The organism is Streptomyces sp., assembly GCF_019510245.1.
Lineage (GTDB): Bacteria > Actinomycetota > Actinomycetes > Streptomycetales > Streptomycetaceae > Streptomyces.
Genome location: NZ_JAEKKT010000192.1, coordinates 23,030 through 37,330, shown reverse-complemented (window position 1 = coordinate 37,330; position 14,301 = coordinate 23,030). Strand labels below are relative to the sequence as shown.

Here is a 14,301-nt window from a genome sequence, read left to right as displayed (position 1 = left end):
GCAGCGGCCGGGTCGCGTTCTGGGGCGACAGCTCGCCCATCGACGACGGCACCGGCCAGTCCGGCAACACCCTGTACGACGGCTGGAACGACAGCGGCGCCACCAACGCCGCCCTCGCCCTCAACGCCACCGCCTGGCTGGCCGGCGCGAGCTGACGTCCAGGGGGCCGGAGGAGCGGGTCCGGGGCCGCCCCGGACCCGCTCCTTGCTCTCCTCTCGATCACCGCGCACCCCACTCCCCTACAGTCCCTCTGTGCTCTTCGGAATGGTGTGCGCCCTCGTGGCCGCGATCTGCTTCGGTACGGCGACGGTTCTCCAGGCGATGGCCGCACGGGCGGCCGGTGACGGCACCGGCGGCGAGGCCGCGCTGCTGCTGCGCGCGGTGCGGCAGTGGCGGTACGTCGTCGGACTCGGGCTGGACGGGCTCGGGTTCGTGTTCCAGATCCTGGCGCTGCGCTCGCTCCCCATCTACGCGGTGAGCGCGGCCCTCGCGTCGTCGCTCGCGGTGACCGCGGTGGTCGCGGCGCGGCTGCTGCGGGTGCGGTTGAGCGGGGTGGAGTGGGCCGCGGTGGGCGTGGTGTGCGCGGGGCTCGCGATGCTCGGACTGGCATCGGGGCCGGAGGGGGACCGGGCCGGGTCCATGACGCTGAAGTGGGTGATGCTCGGGACCGCGGTCGGGGTGCTGCTGCTCGGCCTGGCCGGCGGGCGGCTGACCGGGCGGGGGCGGGCGCTGGCCCTCGGCCTCGGGGCCGGGTTCGGGTTCGGCGTGGTGGAGGTGTCGGTGCGGCTGATCGACACCCTGCGGCCGGCCGGGCTGTTCACCGACCCCGCGACCTACGCCCTGCTGGTCGGGGGCGGCGGCGCCTTCATGCTGCTGACCTCGGCGCTGCAACGCGGCTCGGTGACCACGGCGACGGCCGGCATGGTCATCGGGGAGACGATCGGCCCGGCGGCGGTGGGGGTCGTATGGCTCGGGGACCGCACCCGGGAGGGCCTGACCTGGCTCGCGGTGCTCGGATTCGCGGTGGCCGTGGCGGGGGCGCTGGCCCTGGGCCGGTTCGGGGAGGCGCCCGGCACCGAGGACACCGGCCCCGAAACGGCGGAGCCGGTCAGCCCATCGCGGCATTGATCCCGTCCCACAGGCGGGACCTGGCCTCCAGGGCGACGAGAACGGTCTCGGTGGCCTCCTGCCAGCGGGCGTCGTCGGTGCCGCACAGGTCGGCGACCATCTGGAGGGCCATGGGGGTGTGCTCCTCGCCGTCGACCTCGATGTGCCGGGCGAGGTAGTCGCGGAAGAGCGGGAAGCGGTCGGTGCCCTCCTCCCTGATGACCTGGTCGAACATGTCCGGGATCAGGTCCTCGCGGGAGAAGGCGAAGGCGGCGGCCCGGCAGTGCAGCGGGCGGTCGGCGATGATGCCGAACGTGGTGCGCACGAACTCGGCGGCCGGCGCCGGGACCTGGGCCACCCGCAGGGCCGCCGGCACGTCGTGGCCCTCGGTGAGGAGCGCGACGAAGGTGTCGACGGGGGTGGTCTCGGCACCCGCCTCGGCCATGGCGGCGCGGTACAGCTCGAAGTGGCTGGTGAAGCCGCCGTTCAGCTCGTCGCTCTCCTCGACCAGCGTGATGTCGTTGACGAGCCGGCGGGCAACGGCGGAGCCGCGCGGCACCCAGGGCACGTCGACACAGGTCAGTTCCCGCTGGAGCGACTTGAGCAGGGACATGAAGTCCCAGACGGCGAACACGTGGTGGGCCATGAACGTGGCCAGGTGCTCCCGGCCGGATATTCGCTGGTAAATCGGGTGCGCGGTCACTTCTTTTCGCGCCGGTTCGATCACGGAACGCGCCTGATCGATTGCCTGTCGACCCTCTTCGGTCATATTCCAGACGTACCTCGACATGGCGGCCTCCTTCGTTCTGGGATGGCGATCGTGCAACCTGAGCGACCGACCCGGCAAGCACTTTCGGGAATTACGAGCGACTTACCGGAAGTACCGAACGGCAGACCACAGCAAGCACATAGAAAGCGCTATAAAGACTCACGATCCGGACACAAAAAAACTCGTTGAAACTTTGAACGCGAGTTGTGTCCATTGCGTAAAGGACACCGTGACCAGTAATCCCGTCACCGTCACCGTGGCGTATCACGTGATGCCGGGTCGCGAGGCCGACTTCCACTCCTGGGGGTGGGCCATGCTGGGCGCGAGCGCCCGCCGGCCGGGGTTCCTCGGCGGCGGCGTCCTAGTCGACCAGGAGACGGAATGGCATGTCGTGTATCGCTTCGCCACCGAGGACTCGGCACTGGCCTGGGAGAACTCCCCGGACCGCGGCGAGTGGGAGATCCGCGCGGACGGCATCGCCCGGCCCACCGGGCGCCGTAGCGTACGGGGGTCGAAGGAGTGGTTCGACTCGCTGGCCGGGCCGCCGCCCGTGCCACCGCCGCCCGCCCCTCCGGCGAAATGGAAATTGTGGTTCATCAACATGAGCGCGGTGTTTCCGCCGGTCCTGCTCTTCAACATCATCGTGATCCCGCATCTCGGCGGCCTCAATCCGCTCATTCGCACTCTGGTGCTCTGCCTCTGCGTGACAGCGCTTGTCACGTGGATTCTCATGCCGCGACTTCAGCGTTTCTTCAAGAAATGGCTGTATCCCCCGCTCCAGGCGCTGCGCGGGCGGCACAAACGACGGGCCGCATAGGCCCGGGAACGACCCGAGGGAGGTGGGCGGGTGAAGACCCTGCTCATCGACAATTACGACTCGTACACCTACAACCTGTTCCAGCTGATCGCCGAGGTCAACGGCGAGGAACCGGTGGTGATCCGCAATGACGAGCCGGCGCCGCCCGCTCTCGCGGAGTTCGACAACGTGGTGGTGTCTCCGGGGCCCGGCCACCCGGGCGACGGCCGTGACTTCGGCATCAGCGCCCGGGTGATCGCCGAGGCCACGGTCCCCGTGCTCGGGGTGTGCCTGGGGCACCAGGGCATCGCGCTCGGGGAGCGGGCCCGGGTGGGACCCGCCCCGCAGCCGCGGCACGGGCACCTGACCCGGGTGCGGCACGACGGGCGGGACCTCTTCGACGGGCTGCCCCAGGACTTCACCGCCGTCCGCTACCACTCCCTCGCGGTGCACGAGCCGCTGCCCGCCGTCCTGGAGGCCACCGCCTGGGCCGAGGACGGCGTCCTGATGGGGCTGCGGCACCGCGAACGGCCGCTGTGGGGCGTGCAGTTCCACCCCGAGTCGGTGCTCACCGAGTACGGCCACCGCATGCTGGTGAACTTCCGCAACCTCACCGCCCGCCGGGCCCGCAGGGCGCGCACCAAGAACACCGCCGTCCCGCCCGCCGAGGCGCCGCTCCCCCGGCCGAGGCCCCCGGTGAGCGCGGCCATCCCCCGCCCCCGCCACGCCGAAGTGGCCGGGTACCGCCTGCACACCCGGCAGATCGCCGGCGCCGTCGACACGGAGGCCGCCTTCAGCCGCCTCTTCGCCGCCTCGGCCCGCGCGTTCTGGCTGGACAGCTCGCTCGTCGAGGAGGGCCGCTCGCGCTTCTCCTTCCTGGGCGACGACAGCGGCCCGCTCGCGGAGTTCGTGCGGTACGACGTCACGGCCGGCCGGTGCGAGGTCGAACGGGCCGGACGGCCGTCGCGCAAGGTGTCCGCGAGCGTCTTCGACTACCTGAAGCGGCAGTTGAGCAGCCGCCGGGTGGACGCCGACGGTCTGCCGTTCGACTTCACCGGCGGCTATGTCGGCTACTTCGGCTACGAGACCAAGGCCGACTGCGGCTCCCCGAACCGGCACCGGGCCGACACCCCGGACGCCTGCTGGCTGTTCGCGGACCGGCTGATCGCCGTGGACCACGAGGAGGACGTCACCTACGCGGTCTGCCTGGCGGAGAACTCCCCGCAGGCCGCGCGCGCCGCCGAGGAGTGGCTGACGGACACCCTGGCCCGGCTCAGCTTCCTGGCCCCGGCCGCGCCCCCGCCGGCCCCGCCCGCCGCCGCGGAGCCGGTCCCGGCGGCCGCCGAGCCCTGGCTGGTGCGTGACCGGGCCGCCTACCTCGCCGACATCGCGTCCTGCCAAAGGGAGTTGCGGGCCGGCACCAGCTACGAGGTCTGCCTCACCGACGCGGCCCGGCTGCCCGCCCCACCCGACCCGTACGCCTTCTACCGGGAGCTGCGCCGCGTCAACCCGGCGCCGTACGCGGCCTTCCTGCGCTTCGGCGACCTGGACGTGGCGGGTTCCTCGCCGGAGCGGTTCGTGCGGATCACCCGGGACGGGGTGGCCGAGGCGAAGCCCATCAAGGGGACCGCGCCGCGCGGGGCGACCCCGTTCGAGGACGCGCGGCTGCGGGACGCGCTGGCGACCGACGCCAAGACCCGCGCCGAGAACCTGATGATCGTCGACCTGCTCCGCAACGACCTGGGCCGGGTCTGCCGCACCGGGACCGTCCGGGTCCCCCGCCTCATGGCCACCGAGTCGTACGCGACCGTGCACCAGCTGGTCTCCACCGTGACCGGACGGCTGCGGGCCGGGACGGACGCCGTGGACTGCGTGCGCGCCTGCTTCCCGGGCGGGTCGATGACCGGCGCCCCGAAGCTGCGCACGATGGAGATCATCGACGGTCTGGAGACCGAGGCGCGGGGCGTGTACTCGGGGGCGCTCGGCTACCTCGGGTGCAGCGGCGGCGCGGACCTGAACATCGTCATCCGCACGGCCGTGATGGCGGGCGGCCGGATGCAGCTGGGCGCGGGCGGGGCGATCGTCCTGGACTCCGACCCGGCCGCCGAGTACGACGAGATGCTGCTGAAGACGGCCGCGCAGATGCGGGCGCTGCGGGAGCACACGGCGTCGGCCGCGGCGGACGCCGTCGAGGAGGCCACCCGATGACCCGGGCCCCCGCCCCCGCCGCCGTCCTCACCAACGACGACGCCACCGCCACCAACACCGCCGCCACCGCCACCGCGGACCTCACCGCGACCGCCAACCTCGCCGCACAGCTCACCGAACTGGCCGAACGGCACAGCTGGCGCGACCGTCCCGCCTTCCACCAGGGCCATCGCGCCTGGACCCACGGCGAGGTGCACGACCTCGGGGCGCGGGCCGCGACCGTGCTCGCCGCCCAGGGTGTGGCCTGCGGCGACCGGGTGGTGCTCGCGCTGCCGGACTCGATCGCCTGGGTGGTGGCCTTCCTCGCGGTCGCCCGGCTCGGCGCCGTGGCCGTCCTGGTCAACCCCGAACTGCCCGCCGCCGACCACGTGTTCATGGCCGCCGACACGGAGGCGGTGCTGTGCCTGACGGGACCGGGCCTGGAGGACCGCTTCCCCGGGCGGCCCCGCCTCGGCGCCGACCAGCTCCTCGCCCTCGCCCCGGCCGCCGAACCCGCCGCCGCCCGGCCGGTCGACCCGGACGGCCCGCTGTACGTGCAGTACACGTCCGGGACAACGGGCAGGCCCAAGGGTGTCGTCCACACCCACGCCCACCCGGCCGCGTACCACGGCCTCATCGGACGGCCACTGCTCGGCATCACCCCGGACGACGTCACCCTGTCCGTCTCCAGGCTGTACTTCGCCTACGGCTTCGGGAACGCCTTCGTCTTCCCGCTCTTCTCGGGGTCGAGCGCGGTCCTGGTGGACCGGCGCCCCAACCCGGCCGCCGTCGACGAGCTGGTCGCCCGGCACCGGGTGACCCTGCTGTACTCGGTCCCCTCCGCCTACGCGGCGCTGGTCGCCGACCGCGGCACCGGGCACCAGGCGTGCTTCGCCTCGGTACGGGCCGCCGTGTCGGCCGGCGAGGGGCTGCCGGACGGGCTGGGTGACCGGGTCACGGAGCTGCTGGGCGCCCCGGTCCTGGAGCAGATCGGCTCCACCGAGGCCGGACACGCCTTCTGCGCCAACGGCCTCGGCCACGACCACCCCGGCACCGTCGGCCGTCCCGTCCCCGGCTTCGAGGTGGAGCTGCGCGACCGGGACGGGCGCCCGGTGCCGGACGGCCACGAGGGCGAGCTGTGGGTGCGCGGCCCCACGCTGACGCCCGGCTACCTCAACCGGCCCGAGGAGACCGCGCGCACCCTGGTCGGCGGCTGGCTGGCCACCCACGACCGGGCGGTCCGCGAACCCGACGGCGCCTACCGGCATCTGGGGCGCACCGACGACATGGAGATGGTCGGCGGGATCACCGTCTCCCCGCTGGAGGTGGAGGCCGTGCTGCGCACCCATCCGGCGGTCCGGGAGGTCGCGGTGGCGGCGGTGCCGGACGGGACGGGTGCCGGACGGCTGCGGGCCTTCGTCGTCCCGGCCGCCACCCCGGCGCCGGAGGGGCTCCAGGAGGAGCTGCTGCGGCTGGCCCGGGAGCGGCTGGCGGCCTTCAAGGTCCCGCGCAGTGTCAGCCTCCTGCCTTCCCTGCCCCGCACCCCCACCGGGAAGCTCCGCCGCCATCTGGTCCGCCGGGGCGCCTGGTGACCCCGGTCCCGACCGACCCGACCGAAAGGAACGTCCCCATGCAGGAGTCGCAGGTGTCCCTCGTCGGCGACCGCGGGTTCTACCTCGGCCCGCTGTTCCGGCGGGCGGCCGACCGGCACGGCGGGGTGTTCGTCACCCTGGACCGTCCCCTGGACACCCACCCGGACCTCGGGGTCCGCCTGAACTACGGGGAACTCGCCGACGCGGTCGAGGAACTGTCGGCGCGTCTGTGGGCGGCCGGCGTACGGCCGGCCGAACAGGTCGTCGTGCACAAGACCGACAACGTCGACATCGTGCTGCTGACCTGCGCGGCCTCCAGGATCGGCGCGGTGCCGGTGCTGCTCTCCCCCGCGCTGGCCGGCGAGGTGGTCGGCAAGCTGCTCGGCTGGCTCCAGCAGCCGTGGCTGGTCACGGACGCGGCGAAACTGGCCGGGCTGGAGGTCAAGGGGCTGGTCCGGCAGACCCTCACCGTCGACAGCGTGCCCGGCGTGGTGTCCCTGGCGGAGCACACCGGCGCCGAGCTCCCGCCGGCGATCCGGCTGCACCCGCGCGAGGCCGCCCTGATCACCCACAGCTCCGGCACCACCGGCATCCCCAAGCTCGCCGTGCACTGCCCGCACACCATGTGGAACCGGCTGGTCCCGCAGCAGGCGATGGGCTGGCCCACCCGCGGCGAGGTCGCGGCCCTGCACATGTCCTTCGTGCACTCCCGCTTCTACCACCTGCTCGGCGTCCTGCTGCACTACGGCAGCCCGCTGCTGCTGATCACCGACCCGGACCCGGCGAAGGTCGGCCCGATGCTGGCCCGGCACCGCCCCGGCATCGTCGAGACCCACCCCAACACCTTCGTGCTCTGGGAGGAGCTGGCCGACGCGCCCGGCGCCCCGCTGTCGCGCGTGAAGTCGTACGGCTCGACGTTCGACGCCATCCACCCGCGCACGGTACGGCGGCTGCTCGACGCCTCGAAGCGGCGCAGCCCGTGGCTGCTCCAGCTGTACGGGCAGAGCGAGACCGGACCGGTCGCCTTCCAGTGGTTCACGCGGCGCAGCGTGTCCCGTGCGGACGGGCGACGGGTCGGGATCGGCATCCCGGGCTTCACCCGCGTCCGCGTCACCGGCCCCGACGGGCAGCCCGCCGCGCCCGGCACGCCCGGCCGGATCGAGGCCCGCACCCGGGGCCGCATCCTCACCTACCTCGGCGCTCGCGACCAGTACGAGCGCCAGCTGGACGGCGAGTGGTGGCAGATGGGCGACATGGGCTACCGGAGCCGGACGGGCGCGCTGTACCTGATCGACCGCGAGGTCGACCGGATCGACTCCGTGCACAGCAACCTGGAGGTCGAGGACACCCTCATGGACCGGCTGGAGGAACTGCGTGAGGTGGTCATCGTGCCGGGCGCGGACCGGGAGCCGGTCCCGGTGGTGTGCGTCCGCGGGGAACGGCCGCTGGACCCGGAGCGCTGGCGGGCGGCGACCGCCGACCTGCCGGCGATGGCGGAGCCGCGGCAGTGGCGGTTCGAGGAGCTGCCGATGACGGCGACCTGGAAGGTGAAGCGGGTGGAGATCACCCGGATGCTGGCGGCGGGTGTCCGCGCGTGACCCCGGTCGTGGTGGTCGGCGCCGGGCCGGTGGGCCTGTCGGCGGCGCTGGCACTGCGCGCGCACGGACTGCCGGTGATGCTCCTGGAGGCGGACCCCGAGGACCGCGAACGGCCGGGCAGCCGGGCCCTGTTCGTGCACCGCGAGACCCTCGCGCTGCTCGACGGGATGCGGCCCGGGCTGGCCGAGGCGATCACCTCGTACGGCCGGACCTGGCACACCAGACGGACCCTGTACCGGGGCCGGGAGGTGTACTCCCGCACCTTCCCGGCCCCGTCCGGCCGGCCGCCCTTCACCAGCCTGCGCCAGGTCGACACCGAGCGCTTCCTGCGGGACGCCTGCGCGGCGGCGGGCGTGGAGTCCGTGTGGAACGCACGCGTGATCGGCGTCCGTACCACCGCCACGGGCGCCGCCCTGAGCTGCGCGGACGGCAGGGAGCTGGAGTGCGGGTACGTGATCGCGGCGGACGGCGCCCGGTCCGCCGTCCGGGCCGGGCTCGGCATCCCCATGGAGGGCACGCACGGTGAGGGCTTCCACGTGGTCGTCGACGTGGCGGACCGGCCGGGCGCCGAACTGCCCCTCGAACGGGTCTTCCACTACGAGCACCCCGGCGTCGGCGGTCGCAGTGTGATGCGGGTGCCGTTCACCGGGGGCTTCCAGGTGGACCTCCAGTGCCACGCCCACGACCGGGCGGAGGAGTACGGCACCGAGGAGGCCGTCCGCCGCTGGCTGCCCGGCGTGGTGGGCGGGGGACACGACGAGTACGCGGACCGGATCCTGTGGGTGTCGACGTACCGCTTCCTGCGCAAGGTCGCGGCCTCCTTCACCGACCCGCACGGGCGGGTACTGCTCGCCGGGGAGGCCGCACACCTCTTCCCGCCCTTCGGTGCGCGGGGCATGAACAGCGGGATCGCGGACGCGGCGGCCGCGGCGGAGGCGATCGCGAACGGCACGGTGGCGGACTACGCGGCGGTACGGCGCGCCGCCGCGCTCTTCAACAGCGAGGCGGCCGGGGCCGCCCTGGACCATCTGCGGCCCCGGCGCCGGATCATCCGGCTGCGGCAGCGCGCGGCGGCGGCGCTGGCGCCGGTCCTGCCGTCCTGCGGGTCCTGGCTGGAGCACGCCCCGTACGGGCCGCGGGGCGGGGCACCGGCGCTGTCGGGCCGGAGATACTGAGCACGGCGAAGGAGAAGTCATGACACGACCGGCCGTGACGGCAGGCGTCTTCGCGTGGTCACCGGCCGCCGGCCTGCGGCCCGTCGAGGACCCGGGAACCGGTGAGCGGCTGCTGGTCGCGGACTCCTGGCTGGTGCGGGACGGCAGGGTGCGCGGCCTGGACCGGCACCGGGACCGCTTCGTGCGGTCCTGCGCCGAGTGCGACGGGCCACCGGAGCACCGGCTGCTGGAGTTCTGGCGGGCCATGACGGCCGCGCTGCCCCGCACCGGCGAGTGGTTCCCGCGCGTCGAACTCACCCCCCACCACGTGCGGCTGCGGCTGCGGCCCGCGCCACCGCTCGGCACCACGGTCGAGGTCTGGGCGGTCGGCCAGCCCGACCCGCGCACCGTGCCCCGCCGCAAGGGACCCGACCTGGACACCCTGGCCCGGCTGCGCGCCCGGGCGGTCGAGGCGGGAGCCCAGGAGGCGGTGCTGGTGGGCCCGTCCGGGGTGGTCCTGGAGGCGGCCACCACCAGCCTGCTCTGGTGGGAGGACGACACCCTGTGCCTGCCGCCACCTCGGCTGCCGGTACTGCCCGGGGTGACGGTCGCCCTGATCCAGGACCGAGCCGCGCGGCTCGGCATCGGTGTCGCCCACCGCGAACGTACCCTCGCCGAACTGGCGGACCGCGAGGTGTGGCTGGTGAACGCCCTGCATGGGATCAGACCGGTGACACGGTGGGTGGGTGGCCCGGCAGGCGCCGCTACGGCGGCACGGGCACCGGAGTGGCGGAAATGGCTCGACGAGGAGGTACCTGAGCCGCTGTGAACTAGCGGCTGAATAGCGCCCCGTGAGGGGCGCTGGCCCCCGGCCGAAGGCTGGGGGGGAACTACGCGACCAGCCCCCCACACACCCGCAGCCGAAAAGAAAAGAAACCGGCCCGGCAATAATTCACCGGGCCGGATATCGCGCTGTTTTTTTATTCGGCCGGCTTGGGCTGATAAGCCCCCGGCACCATCCGCGTCGCAATGGCGAGCCGGTTGTACGCGTTGATGACGACGGCCACCCAGACGAGGGCCGCGACCTGCGCCTCGTCGAAGACCCCGGCGGCCTCGGCGTACACCGCGTCCGGCACGTGGCCGTCGGCCACGAACGTCACGGCCTCGGCCAACGCCAGTGCCGCCCGCTCCCGTTCACTGAAGAAGGGGGTCTCCCGCCAGGCGTTCAGGGCATAGATCCGCTGCTCGGTCTCGCCCTGCGCGCGAGCGTCCTTGGTGTGCATGTCGAGGCAGAACGCGCACCCGTTCAGCTGGGAGGCGCGGATTCTGACCAGTTCGAGGATTTCCGGTTCGACCTTGGCGTCCTGGGCCGCGGTGACGGCGGCGGCATGCAGGGAACCCATCGCCGACGAGACGTCCGGGGTGATTTTCTTGAGGGCCACACGACTCATCTGATCGCCATTACTCATGGGAGAGACTCTAGCCTCCGGAATTGAATTACGGGGGCGGTTGTCGGGGAATTCAGGCGACGCTGATCACAGCCGGTTCGGACAGCACCGCGCACAGGATCTCCAGCGCGCCCGACCAGGCGTGGTCGGGCGGGGTGCCGTAGCCGAGGACGAGGGCGTCCGGGGGTGCGGTGGCCGCGCCGGGGTGGAGGTGGCGCGGGGTGAGGCCCTCGACGGCGAGGCCGCGTTCCGCGGCGGCCCGGACCACCCGGTGCTGGGTGCCGGGCGGCAGCCGCAGCACGACGTGCAGGCCCGCCGCGATGCCGGTGACCCGGATCGCCGGGGCGCGCTCGGCGAGGGCCCGGACCAGGGCGTCCCGGCGCCGCCGGTAGCGGGAGCGGGCGGTGCGGACGTGGCGGTCGTAGGCGCCGGAGGTGATGAACTCGGCCAGTGTCAGCTGGTCCGGCGCCCCGCAGGTGTCCACACCGCCCTTGACGGCCGTCACCTCCCCGGCCACGGGCGGCGGCAGCACCATCCAGGCCAGCCGCAGCCCGGGCGCCAGGGACTTGCTGGCGGTGCCCAGGTAGACCACCTCGTCGGGGGCGAGGCCCTGGAGGGCGCCGACGGGCCGGCGGTCGTAGCGGAACTCGCCGTCGTAGTCGTCCTCCAGAACCAGGCCGCCGGTGCGCCGCGCCCAGTCCACGACGGCCGCCCGCCGGTCGTGGTGCAGCGGCACGCCCATCGGGAACTGGTGGGAGGGGGTCAGCAGCACGGCGGCCGTCCCCTGGGACAGCTCCCCGGTGTCCGTGCCGAGTCCGTCGAAGGGCAGCGGGACCTGGCGCAGACCGGCAGCGGTCAGCAGCTGCCAGTGCTCGTCGAGGCCGTACGACTCCACGGCGACCGTGTCCGCCCCGCGGGCCCGCAGCACCTCGCCGAGCAGGCTCAGGCCGTGGCTGAACCCGGAGCAGATCACGATCCGGTCGGGGTCGGCACGTACGCCCCGGGCGCGGGCGAGGTAGGCGGCGAGCGCGCCGCGCAGTTCGGCGCGGCCGCGCGGATCGCCGTAGCCGAAGGCCTCGTTGGGGGCGGCGGTGAGGGCGCGGCGGGCGGCCTTCAGCCACTCGGTGCGCGGGAAGGCGGAGACGTCGGGGAAGCCGGCGCGCAGGTCGTAGGCGTGCTGGTGGGCGGCCGTCCCCGCGGGGGCCGCCGCCTGCCGCACCGGCGGTACGCCCGTCGCGACGCGGGTGCCGGAGCCCTGCCGGGCGGTGAGCCAGCCCTCGGCGACCAGGTCGGCGTAGGCGTCGGCGACCGTGTTGCGGGCGATGGCCAGGTCGGCGGCGAGGGAGCGGGAGGAGGGCAGCCGGGTGCCGGGGAGCAGCCGGCCACTGCGCACGGCCTCGCGCAGGGCGTCGGTCAGCCCGCGGCGCAGGCCCGGACCGGCCGCCGGTTCCAGGTGGAGGTCGATACCCAGAGCGACCCGAGCGGGCCGAGCGGGCCGAGTGCGCGAAGCGGGCGGCGCGGGCGGAGTGGGCGGAGTGGGCGGAGTGGGCGGAGTGGGCGGAGTGGCCCATGTTCTCTCCATGGAAATGGACCATACCCCTGGGCTGCCTGGCACCTAGTGTCGGCACCATGAGCAATCAGGAGAACGCCGAGTACGCCCCCGAGCACACCCCCCGCCTCGCCTGGGCCCAGCACGCGCCCGAGGTCTACAAGGCGATGGTCCGCCTGGACGGAGCCGCCCGTAAGGGTCTGGACGCCAAGCTGTTCGAGCTGGTGAAGATCCGCGCCTCGCAGCTCAACCACTGTGCGTACTGCCTCGACATGCACACCAAGGACGCGCTCGCGGCGGGCGAGAGCATCGCGCGCATCGTCCAGCTCAGCGCGTGGGAGGAGTCGAAGCACTTCTACACCGAGCAGGAGCTCGCCGCGATCGAGCTGACCGAGGCCGTCACCGTGCTGAATGGGGGCACCTCCCGGACGAAGTCTGGGGGAGGGTTCGTGCCCGACGAGGTCTACGAGCGGGCCGCGAAGCACTTCGACGAGGTGCAGCTGACACAGCTGATCGCCTCGATCATCGTGATCAACTCCTGGAACCGGTTCGCCGTGACGACCCGTATGGTCCCCGGGCACTACACGCCGGGACAGCACGGGTGAGCAAGGCCGGGGACTTCCGGGCGCTGCACCACGGGCGCCTGCCCGCCGACCCCCTGGTGCTGCCCGGTCCGTGGGACGCGGCGAGCGCCCGGGCCCTGGTCGCGGCCGGTTTCCCGGCGCTGGCGACGCCGAGTGCCGGGGTGTGGACGGCGACGGCCCCTCGCCCGCCGCACTCGGCGAACTCGGGGCCACCCGCGTCACGTTCGGACCGGGCCTGCTGCGGCTGGCCCTGCGGTCACTGTGCGGGTCCGGCGCGCCCGCAGGGGCGCTGGGGGTACCCCCGGCCGAAGGCTGGGGGAGGAACTGCGCGACCAGCCACGACGGCGCCGCAGCCGGCTGACGGCGGACGCCACGTCGCGGCACTCCCGGCGGAGCGCTCAGGCGTACGGCGCGCTGCTCGTCCCCGGGCGGAAGCGGCGGTAGAGGACCGCGCCGGCCGCCAGCGACGCCAGGCTCACCGCGGCCGGTGCCCAGGGGCTGGCCGCGCCGGTGTGGGCGAGCGTGTCGGTCGTCCGCTGCCGCACCACGGTGGTCCGCCTCGGGTACGCCTTGGCCGGGTGCTGCGGCTCGTGGTGGACCCGCGGCGTGGACGGTGCGGGCGTGTCGGGCTGGTCGTCCGAGCCGTTGCGCGACTCGTTGCCGAAGACGGGGTTGAGGGCACCCACCAGGTTCGCGCTGTTGCCGCTGATGTTCACGGGCACGTGGACCGGGACCTGGACGAGGTCGCCGGAGAGGATTCCCGGCGAGTCATGGGTGCTTCCGTCGGCCGTGGCCCGGCCCGACGTGCCGGAGCCCGCCTTCCCCGGCGCCTTGTGCCCCTCGTTGGAGCACTTGTTGCCCATCGCGGGGTTGAGCAGCCCGACCACGTCCATGGTGTTCCCGCAGACGTTCACCGGGATGTCCACCGGCAACTGGATGGCGTTGCCGGATGCCAGCCCGGGCGAGCCGCTCGCTGAGCCCTCGGCGGCGGAGTCGGCATGGGCCGTCCCCGCGACGGCCATCGCGCCAGAGGCGACGGCCATGGCGATCACACTGTTCCGGGTAACCCGTTTCATGGGGTACCTGCCCTTCCGGACGCGTCGCGGGCAGCACCCGGACTCGGTCAAATGTTGAGGAGATTGCTGAGTAGAGAAGCGAAGTGGACTGTCGGGTCAGAGAGCCTGGTTGTTGCAGCCCATGTCCGAGCCGAGGTGGCTCTGCTGCGCGCCCGGGTTCCCTTCGCCGTTCAGCAGGTTGCCCGCCAGACCGGTGAGGGCGCCGACGTTGCCGAGCACCTCGATGTTCATGTCGTGCGAGCGGCACTCGGTGCCCTGGGTGACGTCGATGTCGTGGCCCGGCTCGCCGTGTGCGAAGGCGGTGCTGCCGCCGATCGAGCAGACGCTGCCGAGGACGGCGGCGCCCACGAGGACCGCCTTGTGGAACGTGCGCATGGGTTCTCCGTTGGTCGAGCGGACGGGGATCCGCTACGGATCGATGGAAGGTGCGGACGGTGGCGC

Annotated in this window: 14 protein-coding genes and 2 pseudogenes; 11 read left to right on the top strand and 5 right to left on the bottom strand. The window is 73.4% G+C overall.

The features are described from left to right. Positions 1-149: pseudogene (locus tag JF597_RS38885) on the top strand (hydrolase); the annotation flags it as partial. A 115-nt stretch (positions 150-264) separates the two neighbouring features. Next, on the top strand, positions 265-1,128 hold the full coding sequence (locus JF597_RS38880) for a DMT family transporter (protein WP_294007225.1): 864 nt from the start codon (positions 265-267) through the stop codon (positions 1,126-1,128). Here the strand turns inward: JF597_RS38880 and JF597_RS38875 are convergent. Beyond that, positions 1,109-1,834: a DUF3050 domain-containing protein gene (locus JF597_RS38875; RefSeq protein WP_294007222.1), complete on the bottom strand. Its 726-nt coding sequence runs from the start codon at positions 1,832-1,834 to the stop codon at positions 1,109-1,111. The genes JF597_RS38880 and JF597_RS38875 overlap by 20 nt on opposite strands. Positions 1,835-2,105: 271 nt before the next feature. Between JF597_RS38875 and JF597_RS38870 the strand changes: the two genes are divergently transcribed. Genes JF597_RS38870 through JF597_RS38845 form a run of 6 tightly spaced genes read left to right on the top strand, consistent with a single transcriptional unit; the run spans position 2,106 to position 10,032 of the window. After that, positions 2,106-2,693, top strand: a complete 588-nt coding sequence (locus JF597_RS38870; protein WP_294007219.1) for an antibiotic biosynthesis monooxygenase — start codon at positions 2,106-2,108, stop codon at positions 2,691-2,693. A gap of 30 nt (positions 2,694-2,723) precedes the next feature. Then, on the top strand, positions 2,724-4,880 hold the full coding sequence (pabB, locus tag JF597_RS38865) for an aminodeoxychorismate synthase component I (protein WP_294007216.1): 2,157 nt from the start codon (positions 2,724-2,726) through the stop codon (positions 4,878-4,880). Then, complete coding sequence (locus tag JF597_RS38860; protein WP_294007213.1) at positions 4,877-6,451, top strand: AMP-binding protein; 1,575 nt, start codon at positions 4,877-4,879, stop codon at positions 6,449-6,451. The genes pabB and JF597_RS38860 overlap by 4 nt, the downstream gene beginning before the upstream one ends. Positions 6,452-6,489: 38 nt before the next feature. After that, on the top strand, positions 6,490-8,049 hold the full coding sequence (locus JF597_RS38855) for a class I adenylate-forming enzyme family protein (protein WP_294007211.1): 1,560 nt from the start codon (positions 6,490-6,492) through the stop codon (positions 8,047-8,049). Then, positions 8,046-9,224 carry an FAD-dependent monooxygenase gene (locus tag JF597_RS38850; protein WP_294007208.1) on the top strand — a complete coding sequence of 393 codons (1,179 nt, stop codon included), beginning with the start codon at positions 8,046-8,048 and terminating at the stop codon, positions 9,222-9,224. The genes JF597_RS38855 and JF597_RS38850 overlap by 4 nt, the downstream gene beginning before the upstream one ends. A 19-nt stretch (positions 9,225-9,243) precedes the next feature. Beyond that, the gene (locus tag JF597_RS38845) at positions 9,244-10,032 is read left to right on the top strand and encodes an aminotransferase class IV (protein ID WP_294007205.1); all 789 of its coding nucleotides are present in this window, start codon (positions 9,244-9,246) and stop codon (positions 10,030-10,032) included. Between the two features lie 151 nt (positions 10,033-10,183). Here JF597_RS38845 and JF597_RS38840 read toward each other — a convergent pair whose 3' ends face one another. Both JF597_RS38840 and JF597_RS38835 read right to left on the bottom strand, forming a co-directional pair. After that, on the bottom strand, positions 10,184-10,672 hold the full coding sequence (locus tag JF597_RS38840) for a carboxymuconolactone decarboxylase family protein (RefSeq protein ID WP_294007202.1): 489 nt from the start codon (positions 10,670-10,672) through the stop codon (positions 10,184-10,186). A gap of 52 nt (positions 10,673-10,724) precedes the next feature. Continuing rightward, positions 10,725-12,233, bottom strand: coding sequence for a PLP-dependent aminotransferase family protein (locus JF597_RS38835; protein ID WP_294007199.1), 1,509 nt, complete (start codon positions 12,231-12,233; stop codon positions 10,725-10,727). A 47-nt stretch (positions 12,234-12,280) separates the two neighbouring features. Here JF597_RS38835 and JF597_RS38830 point away from each other — a divergent pair, with 47 nt between their 5' ends. The 3 genes and pseudogenes from JF597_RS38830 (at position 12,281) to JF597_RS38820 (ending at position 13,145) form a co-directional block, all read left to right on the top strand. Beyond that, entirely contained in the window at positions 12,281-12,805 is a 525-nt protein-coding gene (locus tag JF597_RS38830; protein ID WP_294007196.1) for a carboxymuconolactone decarboxylase family protein, read from the top strand. Then, a pseudogene (locus JF597_RS38825) lies at positions 12,802-12,948 on the top strand (isocitrate lyase/phosphoenolpyruvate mutase family protein); the annotation flags it as partial. The gene JF597_RS38830 and the pseudogene JF597_RS38825, both read left to right, overlap by 4 nt. Continuing rightward, positions 12,948-13,145: a hypothetical protein gene (locus tag JF597_RS38820; RefSeq protein ID WP_294007194.1), complete on the top strand. Its 198-nt coding sequence runs from the start codon at positions 12,948-12,950 to the stop codon at positions 13,143-13,145. The pseudogene JF597_RS38825 and the gene JF597_RS38820, both read left to right, overlap by 1 nt. A gap of 37 nt (positions 13,146-13,182) precedes the next feature. Here the strand turns inward: JF597_RS38820 and JF597_RS38815 are convergent, their stop codons facing one another. Together JF597_RS38815 and JF597_RS38810 are read right to left on the bottom strand one after the other, a co-directional pair. Continuing rightward, positions 13,183-13,827 (bottom strand): chaplin, encoded by a 645-nt coding sequence (locus JF597_RS38815; protein ID WP_294007191.1) that lies wholly within the window; start codon positions 13,825-13,827, stop codon positions 13,183-13,185. A 129-nt stretch (positions 13,828-13,956) separates the two neighbouring features. Continuing rightward, positions 13,957-14,235, bottom strand: a complete 279-nt coding sequence (locus JF597_RS38810) for a hypothetical protein (RefSeq protein WP_294007188.1) — start codon at positions 14,233-14,235, stop codon at positions 13,957-13,959. Between the last annotated feature and the right edge of the window lie 66 nt (positions 14,236-14,301).

What these genes read in the sequence shown, in the direction of transcription:
- JF597_RS38880 (WP_294007225.1), top strand. Translation starts at nt 265, where the DNA reads ATGGTGTGCGCCCTCGTGGCCGCGATCTGCTTCGGTACGGCGACGGTT.
- JF597_RS38815 (WP_294007191.1), bottom strand. Translation starts at nt 13,827, where the DNA reads ATGGCCGTCGCCTCTGGCGCGATGGCCGTCGCGGGGACGGCCCATGCC.
- JF597_RS38855 (WP_294007211.1), top strand. Translation starts at nt 6,490, where the DNA reads ATGCAGGAGTCGCAGGTGTCCCTCGTCGGCGACCGCGGGTTCTACCTC.
- JF597_RS38845 (WP_294007205.1), top strand. Translation starts at nt 9,244, where the DNA reads ATGACACGACCGGCCGTGACGGCAGGCGTCTTCGCGTGGTCACCGGCC.
- JF597_RS38835 (WP_294007199.1), bottom strand. Translation starts at nt 12,233, where the DNA reads ATGGAGAGAACATGGGCCACTCCGCCCACTCCGCCCACTCCGCCCACT.
- JF597_RS38860 (WP_294007213.1), top strand. Translation starts at nt 4,877, where the DNA reads ATGACCCGGGCCCCCGCCCCCGCCGCCGTCCTCACCAACGACGACGCC.
- JF597_RS38840 (WP_294007202.1), bottom strand. Translation starts at nt 10,672, where the DNA reads ATGAGTAATGGCGATCAGATGAGTCGTGTGGCCCTCAAGAAAATCACC.
- JF597_RS38810 (WP_294007188.1), bottom strand. Translation starts at nt 14,235, where the DNA reads ATGCGCACGTTCCACAAGGCGGTCCTCGTGGGCGCCGCCGTCCTCGGC.
- JF597_RS38830 (WP_294007196.1), top strand. Translation starts at nt 12,281, where the DNA reads ATGAGCAATCAGGAGAACGCCGAGTACGCCCCCGAGCACACCCCCCGC.